The organism is Ensifer sp. NPDC090286, from assembly GCF_044769565.1.
GTDB lineage: Bacteria > Pseudomonadota > Alphaproteobacteria > Rhizobiales > Rhizobiaceae > Ensifer.
In genome coordinates this window covers 162,636-174,315 of record NZ_JBIVYF010000002.1, presented here as the reverse complement: position 1 = coordinate 174,315, position 11,680 = coordinate 162,636, and the positions used below count along the sequence as shown (strand labels likewise).

The 11,680-nt window shown below is 65.2% G+C and carries 12 protein-coding genes; 6 read left to right on the top strand and 6 right to left on the bottom strand.

All coding sequences use genetic code 11. The annotated features are described in order from the left end of the window. Positions 1-4: 4 nt before the first annotated feature. The 4 genes from nirD to ACIQUG_RS11125 are packed head-to-tail and all read left to right on the top strand — an operon-like array spanning position 5 to position 4,752. A complete protein-coding gene (nirD, locus tag ACIQUG_RS11140; protein WP_402321087.1) occupies positions 5-340 on the top strand; it encodes a nitrite reductase small subunit NirD in 336 nt (111 codons plus the stop codon). 2 nt (positions 341-342) lie between these two features. Continuing rightward, positions 343-3,000: a molybdopterin-dependent oxidoreductase gene (locus tag ACIQUG_RS11135; protein WP_402321085.1), complete on the top strand. Its 2,658-nt coding sequence runs from the start codon at positions 343-345 to the stop codon at positions 2,998-3,000. Continuing rightward, the gene (gene cysG / locus ACIQUG_RS11130) at positions 2,972-4,444 is read left to right on the top strand and encodes a siroheme synthase CysG (protein ID WP_402321082.1); all 1,473 of its coding nucleotides are present in this window, start codon (positions 2,972-2,974) and stop codon (positions 4,442-4,444) included. Before ACIQUG_RS11135 ends, cysG begins: the two co-directional genes overlap by 29 nt. Further along, positions 4,444-4,752 carry a hypothetical protein gene (locus ACIQUG_RS11125; RefSeq protein WP_402321079.1) on the top strand — a complete coding sequence of 103 codons (309 nt, stop codon included), beginning with the start codon at positions 4,444-4,446 and terminating at the stop codon, positions 4,750-4,752. The genes cysG and ACIQUG_RS11125 overlap by 1 nt, the downstream gene beginning before the upstream one ends. A 204-nt stretch (positions 4,753-4,956) precedes the next feature. Here the strand turns inward: ACIQUG_RS11125 and ACIQUG_RS11120 are convergent, their stop codons facing one another. Continuing rightward, positions 4,957-5,136: a hypothetical protein gene (locus tag ACIQUG_RS11120; protein ID WP_402321076.1), complete on the bottom strand. Its 180-nt coding sequence runs from the start codon at positions 5,134-5,136 to the stop codon at positions 4,957-4,959. Positions 5,137-5,478: 342 nt separating this feature from the next. On the opposite strand from ACIQUG_RS11120, the gene ACIQUG_RS11115 reads away from it, so the two are divergent. After that, positions 5,479-7,548 (top strand): ATP-dependent helicase, encoded by a 2,070-nt coding sequence (locus ACIQUG_RS11115; protein ID WP_402323009.1) that lies wholly within the window; start codon positions 5,479-5,481, stop codon positions 7,546-7,548. Between the two features lie 59 nt (positions 7,549-7,607). Here ACIQUG_RS11115 and ACIQUG_RS11110 read toward each other — a convergent pair whose 3' ends face one another. Both ACIQUG_RS11110 and ACIQUG_RS11105 read right to left on the bottom strand, forming a co-directional pair. Next, on the bottom strand, positions 7,608-7,775 hold the full coding sequence (locus ACIQUG_RS11110; RefSeq protein WP_402321074.1) for a hypothetical protein: 168 nt from the start codon (positions 7,773-7,775) through the stop codon (positions 7,608-7,610). Positions 7,776-7,975: 200 nt separating this feature from the next. Then, complete coding sequence (locus ACIQUG_RS11105) at positions 7,976-8,431, bottom strand: SRPBCC domain-containing protein (protein ID WP_043611143.1); 456 nt, start codon at positions 8,429-8,431, stop codon at positions 7,976-7,978. A 168-nt stretch (positions 8,432-8,599) separates the two neighbouring features. On the opposite strand from ACIQUG_RS11105, the gene ACIQUG_RS11100 reads away from it, so the two are divergent. Continuing rightward, positions 8,600-9,658: an adenylate/guanylate cyclase domain-containing protein gene (locus tag ACIQUG_RS11100; protein ID WP_402321070.1), complete on the top strand. Its 1,059-nt coding sequence runs from the start codon at positions 8,600-8,602 to the stop codon at positions 9,656-9,658. Between the two features lie 4 nt (positions 9,659-9,662). Here ACIQUG_RS11100 and ACIQUG_RS11095 read toward each other — a convergent pair whose 3' ends face one another. The 3 genes from ACIQUG_RS11095 to ACIQUG_RS11085 are packed head-to-tail and all read right to left on the bottom strand — an operon-like array spanning position 9,663 to position 11,667. Then, entirely contained in the window at positions 9,663-10,715 is a 1,053-nt protein-coding gene (locus ACIQUG_RS11095) for an alpha/beta hydrolase family protein (RefSeq protein WP_402321067.1), read from the bottom strand. Further along, the gene (locus tag ACIQUG_RS11090; protein ID WP_402321064.1) at positions 10,702-11,310 is read right to left on the bottom strand and encodes a gamma carbonic anhydrase family protein; all 609 of its coding nucleotides are present in this window, start codon (positions 11,308-11,310) and stop codon (positions 10,702-10,704) included. Before ACIQUG_RS11090 ends, ACIQUG_RS11095 begins: the two co-directional genes overlap by 14 nt. A gap of 24 nt (positions 11,311-11,334) precedes the next feature. After that, entirely contained in the window at positions 11,335-11,667 is a 333-nt protein-coding gene (locus tag ACIQUG_RS11085) for a cupin domain-containing protein (RefSeq protein ID WP_402321061.1), read from the bottom strand. Positions 11,668-11,680: the final 13 nt, after the last annotated feature.

Below are 11,680 nucleotides of genomic sequence, written 5' to 3'. Positions count from 1 at the left end.
AATGATGGACATGACCTGGCACCCGATCGGGGACATCTCGGATATTCCGCTCAGAGGCGCGCGCTGCGTTAAGACGCCTCAGGGCAAGATCGCCGTCTTCCGCACCGCCGAAAACGAGGTCTTCGCCATCGAGGACCATTGCCCGCACAAAGGCGGACCGCTGTCGCAAGGCATCGTCCACGCAAAGGCCGTGACCTGCCCCTTGCACAATTGGGCGATCTCGCTCGAAACCGGCAAGGCGCTCGGGGCGGACGAAGGCGCGGTGCGCACCATACCGGTGCGCATGGACGGCGGCGCGTTGTTCATCGCGCTCAAGAGCCTGCTGATTGCGGCGGAATGACCATGGAGAAGGAGGTCAAGACCACCTGTCCCTATTGCGGCGTCGGCTGCGGGGTCATCGCGACGGTCGATGACAACGGCACCGTCGCCGTGCGCGGTGACGTCGACCATCCCGCCAATTTCGGCAGGCTGTGCTCCAAGGGTTCCGCGCTCGCCGAGACCCTCGACCTCGATGGTCGGCTGCTGCATCCGGAGATCGGCGGACGCCGGGCCGGCTGGGACGAAGCGCTCGACCTCGTCGCCGACCGCTTTGCGGAAACGATCGCCGAAAACGGACCGGATTCGGTCGCCTTCTACGTCTCCGGCCAGTTGCTCACCGAGGACTACTACGTCGCCAACAAGCTGATGAAGGGTTTTGTCGGCTCGGCCAACATCGATACCAATTCGCGCCTCTGCATGTCCTCATCGGTTGCCGGGCACCGCCGCGCGTTCGGCTCGGATACGGTGCCGGGAACCTATGAGGATCTGGAGCTGGCCGATCTGGTGGTGCTGACCGGATCTAACCTCGCCTGGTGTCACCCCGTCCTCTACCAGCGCCTTGCCGCCGCCAAGGCGAAACGGCCGGGGCTGAAGATCGTTCTCATCGATCCGCGCCGCACCATGTCGGCCGATATCGCCGACCTGCATCTCGCGATCCGGCCCGACGCCGACGTCGCGCTCTTTGTCGGGCTGTTCTCGCATCTGGTTTCCAGCAATGCCGTCGACCAGAACTATGTCGCTGCGCATACGGCCGGTTTCGCGGAGACCTTGCTCGCAGCCGGCGGTGTTTCGTTCGACGACGTACTCGAACGGACCGGCCTTCCGGCCATGCAGTTGCGCGAGTTCTACCGGCTGTTTTCGACAACCGAAAAGGTTGTGACCTGCTACAGCCAGGGCGTCAATCAGTCCTCCTCGGGCACCGACAAGGTCAACGCGATCCTCAACTGTCACTTGGCGACCGGCCGCATCGGCCGGCCGGGCATGGGGCCGTTCTCGCTGACGGGCCAGCCGAATGCGATGGGCGGCCGCGAGGTCGGTGGTCTTGCCAATATGCTCGCCGCACACATGGCGATCGAAGAGGCCGGCGACCGCGATCGCGTCCAGCGCTTCTGGCGTTCGCCGAAGATTGCCGAGAAGCCGGGGCTAAAGGCCGTCGATCTCTTCCAGGCGGCGGCAGAGGGTCGCATCAAAGCACTCTGGATCATGGCAACGAACCCTGTCGTCTCGATGCCGGATGCCGATGCCGTCGAGGCGGCGATCCGCGCCTGTCCCTTCGTCGTGGTCTCCGACATCTTGAAGGAGACCGATACTGCCCGCCACGCGCATGTGCTGCTGCCGTCGCTCGGCTGGGGGGAAAAGAGCGGCACGGTCACAAATTCCGAGCGTCGTATTTCCCGCCAGCGGGCGTTCCTCGCCGCACCGGGAGAAGCCCGGGCAGACTGGTGGCAACTGGCCGAAGTCGGGCGCCGTCTGGGCTGTGCCGATGCCTTCGCCTACGAAGCGCCCGCCGCGATCTTCCGCGAACATGCCGCACTCTCCGCCTTCGAAAACGCCGGCAGCCGCGATTTCGACATCGGCGCCCATGCCGATCTTGCGCTTGAGGACTATGACGGACTGACTCCATTCCAGTGGCCCCAACGAGAGGGGCAGAAGCGCTCCGAAAGCCGTTTCTTCGCGGCAGGCAAGTTTTATCACGCTGACGGCAGGGGCCGGTTCGTACCGGTTCGACCTGTAGAAACCGACCGCACCAATGCCGAATACCCGTTCACGCTCAACACCGGCCGCATCCGCGACCAATGGCACACGATGACCCGCACAGGCAAAAGCGCGCGCCTCTCGGCCCATATCGCCGAACCGTTCGCGGAACTGCACCCGCGCGATGCGATGGAGATCGGCGTCGGCAATGCGGGCCTCGTCGAAATCGAAAGCCCGCAGGGGAAAGCGATCGTGCGCGCGCTCATCACCGAGCGCCAGGCGCGCGGCAGCATTTTCGCGCCGATGCACTGGAGCGACCAGTTTGCGGCGAAGGCACGCGTCGATGTGCTCGTGCCGCCGATCACCGATCGTCTCTCGGGCCAGCCGGCATCGAAGAACGTCGCCGTCACCGCGCGAAAGTTCAAGGCGACGCACTACGCCTTTGCCGTCTCACTGGCAAAGCCGGTCGATCCGGATGCCGCCTATTGGGCGCTGGCAAAGGCGGCAGGCGGATGGCGGTTGGAGCTGGCTTTTGCAGAGCCGGTGGACGACTGGGCCGCTTGGTGCCGCCGCGTCCTCGTCATTCCGCAAGGGGTGGAGCCGCTCGGCTATGCGGATGCACAGACCGGCGACATCAGGCTCGCCTTCTTCGACGGCGCACGGCTTCTCGCAGCCTTCTTCCTGGCGCGCGAACCGGTCGCCGTCGCACGCAACTGGGCGATCGCCCAGCTGGCCGCTGAGCATGCCAATCTGCGCAAGCGCTTCGCGCTCGTCGCTGGCCGGCCGGGAGCGGACAAGCCGGATCCCGGCGCCACCGTCTGCTCCTGCTTCGGCGTCGGCGTCAACCAGATCGTCGCCGCCGTACGCGGCGGTTGTCACAGCGTCGAGGCCGTCGGCGTGGCGCTCAATGCCGGAACCAATTGCGGCTCCTGCCGGGCCGAAATCAGGGGGATCATCGATGGATGTCTTGCAACAGCCGCGGAATGAAGGACCGGCCCGCATGGAGGCACTCGCCAAACTGCCGGTCTTCTGGGCGCTCGAGGGCCGGCGCGTCGTGGTGGCGGGCGCAACGGACGGAGCGATGTGGAAGGCCGAGCTTCTGACCGCCTGCGGCGCCCGCGTTGACCTTTACGCCGAAGGGGACGACGAGGCGCTCGCGACATTGGTCAGCCGTACGCCACAACACCCGGCCGGCCGTTTCGCGCATCACCGTCGGCGCTGGACGCCTGCCGATCTCGATGGCGCCGCACTCGCCATCGCCGATTGCGAAGACATGGCAGAGGCGCGGACATTCTTCGGCGCTGCCCGCGCGGCGGGCGTTCCGGTCAACGTCATCGACAAGCCGGACTTCTGCGAGTTCCAGTTCGGCTCGATCGTCAACCGCTCGCCCGTCATCGTCGCGATCTCGACCGATGGCGCTGCCCCGATCCTTGCCCAGACGATCCGCCGCAAGATCGAGACGCTGCTGCCGAAAAGCCTGAAGGCCTGGGCTCAGCTGGCGCAGTCTCTTCGCGGAGCGGTGAACCGCAGGATCGAGCCTGGTCCCCGGCGCCGCCTCTTCTGGGAGCGTTTTGCCGACCGGGTGTTTTCGACCATGGATACGCCGGAGGAGGGCGTAGGCGGGGTGCTTCTTGCTGATGCCGAAAGGCTCGCGGGAGCCCCCGCCATCGGTCGCGTGACCTTGGTCGGCGCGGGGCCGGGGGACGCCGAACTCTTAACGCTGAAGGCGGTGCGCGCGCTGCAGGCGGCCGATGTCATCCTCTTCGACGACCTCGTTTCTGCAGATGTGCTCGAACTCGCACGGCGGGAGGCGAAGCGCATGCTCGTCGGAAAGCGCGGCGGCCGCGAAAGCTGCCGGCAGGAAGACATCAACGCCATGATGGTCAAGCTCGCCAAGGCTGGGAAGCGCGTGGTGCGGCTGAAATCCGGCGACCCCATGGTCTTCGGCCGGGCCGGCGAGGAAATTACCTATCTCGACCGCGAGAACATCCCCGTCGACGTCATTCCCGGGATCACCGCCGCAAGCGCCATGGCCTCCCGTCTCGGCCTGTCGCTGACCCACCGCGACTATGCCCAGTCGCTTCGGCTGGTGACCGGTCATTCCCGCCACGGCGGCCTGCCCGATGATGTCGACTGGGCAGGCATTGCCGATGCGCGCAGCACGGCGGTGTTTTACATGGGCGGCCGAACGGCAAGTCTGATTGCCGAAAAGCTCATCGGCGAAGGCCGCCCGCCTGAAACACCGGCCGTGATCATGAGCGATGTCAGCCGAGCGACGGAGCGCAGCTGGCGCGGCACGCTCGCGACAATCCCGGAGGGCATCGCAGCGATCGGCTACGACAACCCTGTCCTCATCGCCGTCGGCGACGTGTTTTCGGCCAGAGACAAACAGGCCGGATCGATCGAGCGCACTCTCGCCGGAGCATGCTGATGGGCATCTCCCTGCTATTCCTCGTTCTCGCCATCGGTCTCAGCTGGCCGCGTTTCAGGCTCATCTTCGAAGCACAATCGAACGCCGCGCTGGCCGTAGCGCCCCTCACCATGGTTGCGAGTGCCGTGAACCTCTGCGCCATCGGCCTCGCCGTTGCAGAACACGGTCTACTTCTCGGCGGATTGTTCATCGCAGGCGGCATCTTCCTGGCGAGAATAATGCAAGCCGTGCCATCGACGCCGGGCATCTTGGCCTCGACCCTATGTCTTGCCGGCTACATCGAGATCACATCCAAGGCAGTTGCGTGACGGGCTGAAGCGCCCCCGCGCCGCACAATCAAGCACCGGCGTCCGCTGTCGCACCAAGGGATATTCGAGGTCGCCGCCTCGTATCGACGTCCCGAATATCCCAAGGTCGCCACCGTAGGCTGGTTCTAAGCGCGCAGACAGGTGACGGCCATACCCCAATTGAGGAATGAGCCCGTGCCGGGAAAGCGACGTCGCCCACCGAAGTCAGTGGACGGCCGTTTCCGATGCATCGCCGCTTTCGTCGAATACGACCGTCTCGCCCAGCGGGGTCGCTGCAATTGACCTGATCTCTTGGGCGAGCGACGCCAGCTTGCGGGCAATCTCCTGCAGTTCGCCGGTCGAGCCGGTGGCCTCGCAGGTCTCTTCAACGCTCCGTTCGTCCATGTGCTCTTCCTCTTTCGAGTGGACGCAGGAGCGAAGCATATTTCTAATTCACCATATAAGGCCACAAGCCGTCGCGCGTTCTTCATGGCGGCGCACAGCCATAGGTATAGGCCGGTCGATGACGTCGATTGCACCTACTGTCGCAAACAACCCCATCTGCGGTCTCACAGGTCATCAAAACCTTGGAAGAGTGGAATTCCGACGTTGTCGGACGGAAAACTCGGCGACGTCAGGGTTTTCATCTGGATGCTAAATTGCTAGTTCTTTCTTTGTTCCTGCCCGTCTCTTGGATGCAAATCGATGCGGGCTGTGACTGAGTGCGACGAAAACGAACGGGACCGCATGAGCGCCGCCTATCTCGAAAAACTCAATGACCGCCAGCGCGAAGCGGTCGAGCACGGAATCGGCTTGCCGGAAGGACAGGTCGGCGGCCCGCTTCTCATCATCGCAGGCGCCGGCTCCGGCAAGACGAATACGCTCGCCCACCGGGTCGCGCATCTCATCGTCAACGGGGCCGATCCGCGTCGCATTCTCTTGATGACCTTTTCTCGACGCGCAGCAGCCGAGATGACCCGCCGGGTCGCGCGCATCTGCCGCCAGGTTCTTGGCGACAATGCCGCGGTCATGACGGACGCGCTTTCCTGGGCCGGCACCTTCCATGGCATCGGCGCCCGGATCCTGCGCATCTATGCCGAACAAATCGGTCTCGGCCCGGATTTTACGATCCATGACCGGGAGGACAGCGCCGACCTGATGAACCTCGTGCGCCACGAGCTCGGCTTCTCGAAGACGGAAAGCCGGTTCCCGACAAAGGGAACGTGCCTTTCGATCTATTCGCGCGTCGTGAACTCCGAAAGCTCGATTGGCGACGTGCTGAAGACGGCCTATCCCTGGGTCACCGGCTGGGACGAACAGCTCAAGGCGCTGTTTGCGGCCTACGTCGATGCCAAACAGGCGCAGAACGTGCTCGATTACGACGATCTCCTGCTCTACTGGGCGCAGATGGTTTCCGATCCGGAGCTTGCCGACGATGTCGGCGGACGCTTCGATCATGTTCTTGTCGACGAATATCAGGACACCAACAGGCTGCAGGCCTCGATCCTGATGGCGCTCAGACCCGGCGGCCACGGTTTGACAGTCGTTGGCGACGACGCCCAGTCGATCTATTCCTTCCGGGCTGCGACGGTTCGCAACATTCTCGATTTCCCGAACGCCTTTTCGCCCGAGCCCGCCGACGTCATCACCCTCGACCGGAATTACCGCTCGACGCAGCCGATCCTCGCCGCTGCAAACGGCGTGATCGGTCTGGCGCGGGAGCGGTTTACCAAGAACCTCTGGACGGACAGGCAATCGGAGCAACGACCGTTGCTCGTCGCCGTCAAGGACGAAGCGGATCAGGCGGCCTATATCGTGGAGCAGGTTCTCGCTGGCCGTGAGATCGGCATCGCCTTGAAACAACAGGCGGTGCTCTTTCGCTCGTCCAATCACAGTGGAACGCTCGAAGTCGAACTCACTCGGCGCAACATTCCGTTCGTGAAGTTCGGTGGCCTGAAGTTTCTCGACAGCGCCCATGTGAAGGACTTGCTCGCAGTCCTGCGCTTCGCGCAGAACCCGCGTGACCGCGTCGCCGGTTTCCGGTTGCTGCAGATGCTACCCGGTATTGGCCCGCAGACCGCCGGAAAGATCCTCGATGCGATCGCCGCCGATCCGGAACCGCTCGCAGCCCTTGCAGAGATCCCACCTCCCGCCAAGACCGGCGAGAACTGGACCGGCTTCGTCGATCTGGTGTCCGGCCTGCGACGGGCCGAGCCTGGATGGCCGCAGGAGATTGGCGCTGCACGCACCTGGTACGAGCCCCATCTCGACCGGATCCATGAAGACGCCGATACCCGCAAGGCCGACTTGCTGCAGCTCGAGCAGATTGCCGGCGGCTACCAGAACCGCGAACATTTCCTGACCGAGCTGACCCTGGACCCGCCCGATGCCACCAGCGACCAGGCGGGCGTGCCGCTGCTCGACGAGGACTATCTGATCCTGTCGACCATCCATTCGGCGAAGGGCCAGGAATGGCGCTCGGTCTTCATGCTCAACGTCGTCGACGGCTGCATTCCGTCCGATCTCGGGGTGGGCACGACCGCCGAACTCGAAGAGGAACGGCGGCTGCTCTATGTCGGCATGACACGGGCACGCGATCATCTGTCCCTGGTGACGCCGCAGCGCTTCTTCACCCACGGTCAGAACGCCCAGGGCGACCGGCATGTCTACGCCTCGCGAACCCGCTTCATTCCGGCGACATTGCTGCAATTCTTCGAGACGACCAGCTGGCCGAAGATTTCGGCAAACGCCAGCGAGCGAAGCGCCAAGCAGATCCGCATCGACGTCGGCGCCCGCATGCGCTCCATGTGGAAGTGAGCGAAGGCGGTCGTGGACCGCAAATTCGCGCGGTCACCCGCAGACGGCCCGAAGATTTGTCAGCCCGGTATGCTCGGCGGCGCGATAAACTGATAGTACGACCACACCGCAACCAGGGCCGCGATCACTGCCAGCCAAATCAACGCCTTCCTCGGCACAGGTCTGGTCGGCTTCGCCTCCTTTTTCGGCTTTGGTCGTTCAAACTTGATGATGTTGTTGTCGTCCATTCGCTCCCACCCCGGGTAAATTCATACATGTTCCGGCGCGTTCAGCCGGCGCACCGCAATGACGGGTGCCGCCTAACGCCCTGATTCGGCATCAATAAGATGTAAAAGCAGGTTCGCGCCAATCCCGATGAATCAACATGGCATTCCAACGCCGTCGTCAAGCCTTCAGGGCCAGTGGTTTCAATCAAGGGACGTCTGCATCAAGCCGCACCGTCGCGGCCGAGCCAGGGATCGGGGCCTGGATCGCGTCCGGAGGCCACCTGGCCCAGGCGCTCCAGATAATGCGCCCAGCCTTCCGCATGCCCCGCACATTGTTCGGCGCTGGGCAGGCCCGTTTGCGTGAGGCGCAGCAATGTTCCGGGCGGCTGCTCGATCAGGTCGATCTCGATCAGGCTCGAGCCGGGCGGCACGATGTCGCTGCCTTCCCAGCCGAAGCTGTAGGCGAGGCGATGCACCGGCACGACCTCGCGGAAAGCCCCGCGGGCAAAACGCGCGCCGGTCACGTTGACGAGGTAGAGGCCACCGGGCTCCGCCTTGGTGTCGGCCTCCGTTCCCATCCAGCGCAGGATTTTTTCCGGGTCGGTCAAGAGAGCGAATACTGCAGCGGGGGGCGCCGGAATCTGTGTTTCGCGGCGGACCACGAGGGCTTCTGGCATCGGTCTTCCCTTTGCTGATTGGCCTGCCCGCGGATTGCTAGCCTTCTGCGGGCTGCCGCAATCATAGACCGCCATTGCGGATGGCGCCACCGCTTGCCCCCGTTTTGGGCTCAGCGCGGCGGCAGGAAGGGGCTTGTCGGCAGGGGGCGCGGCCCTATCCTCTCTAGCATGGATTTGTCCGCCCCCCTTGCCTGGCTCCTGGACGAGGCGAGCGCCTCGCCGGAGCCCGACCGCTTCCTGTCCGACCTCGGCCGCCGGATCGTCGCCGATGGCCTGCCGCTCGCGGCCGGCGCCCTTACGCTCGCCGTGCCACACCCGATCATCGCCCGCCGCACCTGGCTGTGGCGGGCCGAGAGCGGGGTGGTGATCGAGAGCCTGGGCTTTGCCGACGCCGTCTCCGACCGGGCGGGTGAAGAGTGGCTGGCCGGGTTCGGACCAATGCTGCGACCATCGGCCAAACTGGGAACGGAACACGCGCCCCTCAGTTGGGCCGGGAGCCGCCCGTTCGACCGGGAAGAGACGGCGCGACTTCATGAGGTCGCGCGCTTTGCCGTCGCGCCCCTGGCGGTTCTTGCCGAGCGGGCAGCGCTGACCGCCCTGCTCGACGCCTATCTCGGCCGCCGCAGTGCCGCCCGCGTTCGCGCCGGGGCGCTCACCCGCGGCACCGGCGAAACCATTCGGGCGGCCCTGCTCTATGCCGATTTGCGCAACTTCACCGCGCTGTCCGAGACATCGGAACCGGCCGTGGTGATCGCCGCCCTCGACGCCTGGTTCGATCGCCTCGCCGGCGCGATCCACGCCTTTGGCGGCGAGGTGCTGAAATTCATCGGCGACGGCGTCCTGGCGATCTTTCCGGTGAGCGGTTCGCCGGGCGAAGCCTGCGATGCGGCGCTGCGCGCGGTCTCCGCCGCACGCGCCGGAATGGCGCATCTCGACGAGACACGGCAGGCCGAGGGGCTGCCGCCGCTCTCCTTCGGGGTGGCCCTGCACCTCGGCGACATTCTCTGGGGCAATATCGGTGCCGCCGACAGGCTCGACTTCACCGCGATCGGCCCGGCGGTCAATCTCGTCAGCCGGCTGGAGGGCCTGTGCCGGCCGCTCGGCCGCTCCGTGCTGATCTCGGGTGCCGTCGCTGAGGCCACGTCAATGCCGCTGCTGCCGCTCGGCGAGCATTCCTTGCGCGGCATCGCAGCGCCATGCGCCGTCTTCACCTTGACGGACGCGTAACGCCTCATGCGCCCAATCGCTCCGCCACCCAGTCGGCGACAAGCGGACGATAGAGCCAGGGGATGTTGTTGCAGACGTGGTTGCCATCCTCGAAGACGTGCAGTTCGGCGCCGCGCGCGCAGATATCCGCGCATTTTACCGCCTCGGAGGGTGGGAAGATCTTGTCGCGTCCGCCGTGAAGGATGAGGGCCGGGATAGTCGGCGGCGGGCAGCGCGCCAGCGTGAAACGGTCGGCCCGTTCGCGAACGTCCGCGCCCCCGAGCGAGAAGCGCATGTTGTCGCGATAGACCTGCGGAAGCGCATCCCAGAACCCGCCGAGATCGAAGAAGCCGTTGATGGAGACGACACCGGCAAGCGTCGGCACGGACGCGGCGGCGCGTAGCGCGAGAAAGCCGCCGAAGGCCATGCCGACGAGCGCGACTTTGCCCGACAGGCGCGGATGCGCCGCCACCGACCGGAGGGCCGCCTCGACGGCCGGGCCGATATCCGGACGCAGGGCGCCCATCGAACGGCCCTCGCCCTGGCCGGGGCCGTCGAGCGACAGGGTCGCAACGCCGCGGGCATGAAAGTGCCGCTCGAAGGCCGGAAATTCTTCCTTGGTCGAATCCGAGCCCGGGATAATCAGCGCCAGCGGGTGTCTGCCGTCTCCGCTCGGCACGCGAAGAACGGCCCGAAGTTCCCCGCCCTCGAAGGGAATGGCGACCATCTCGCCGGGCGGATCGAGCAAGGGTGTTGCGAGACGGTAGAGTTCCACCTTTCGCGCGGCCGCCCTCGCCTTTGCCTCAAGGTCCTCGAAAGCCATGAACTGTCCGAAATGATAAAAAAGGCTGGCGCGGGCATAGGCCTCGCCGGCGGTCACGTTGCGGCCGGCAGCAAGAGCCGCAGCGCCGAGTTCCGCGTGCCGTTCGCCCTCCTCGCTCCAGGTGGCAAGCCAGTTCTGCCAGACGCCGGCGCGCTCGATGACGGCGCGTGCCGTTGCCGACGGAATCCCGGCCACCTCCATGCGCGGGAGCCAGTGCTCGACGACACTGACCAGTCGGTTCTCATTCTGGGTCATGCATATCCTCCCGCATGATGTCATTGCCTTCGTCAGAACCCGGCGCTGCTTGCCCGACGGATACCGGTTGAAGATCCCCAGTGTAGCTCTGCGCCTTCGCGCGGTATCGCTGCGCCCCGGTCGACAGGCCCTTGGCCACTTTCGCGTCGAGCGTGCGGACGATCTGGGCGGGCACCCCGAGGACCAGCGAGCCATCCGGGACGACCATGTTTTCCCGGACCAAGGCGCCAGCGCCGATCAAGCATCTCTCTCCGATCTGCGCGCCGTTCAGGATCGTAGCACCCATGCCGACGAGACTGCCCTTGCCGATCCGGCATCCGTGGATGGTGGCGTTGTGCCCGATGGTGACATCCTCGCCTATTTCCACGGGGTAACCCGGATCGGTATGAACGACGCATCCGTCCTGCACGTTACAGCGGCGCCGAAGAATGATCGGCTCGTTGTCGCCGCGCAAGACGGCGTTGAACCAGATGCTGACATCCTCGTCGAGCCGCACGTCGCCGATCACCACGGCACCGGGCGCGACGTAAAATCGTCCGTTGGCGGGAAAGCGCGGCGCGCGCGCCCCCAGCCGGTAAAGACCCGTTGAAACCATCCAAGATTCTCCGTTCTGCGGCGCTCAGGTCGGCATGGCGAGCAGGATGGACGCCGGCGTATTGGTGCGGTTGACGAGCGCACGCGCCTCGCCGGGCGCCAGGCGGCAACTGTCGAGAAAGCCGAGCGTGACGCTCTCGCTGCCAGTTTCGACCGTCACTTCGCCGGCAACGACGATGTAGATCTTCTCGACCGCGGCGTCCTTCAGCGACGTATGACCGCCGGGCAGGAGGTGCGACAGGCCGATCCAGATCGTATCGGTAACCGTCGCCTCCTTTCCCTGGAGCCGCAAGCAATGCATGCCGTAGTGCTCCGGCGCCTCGTAGGATCTGGCCTCGCCGTAGCGCGTCACCTGCATCGTCGCCTCCTCC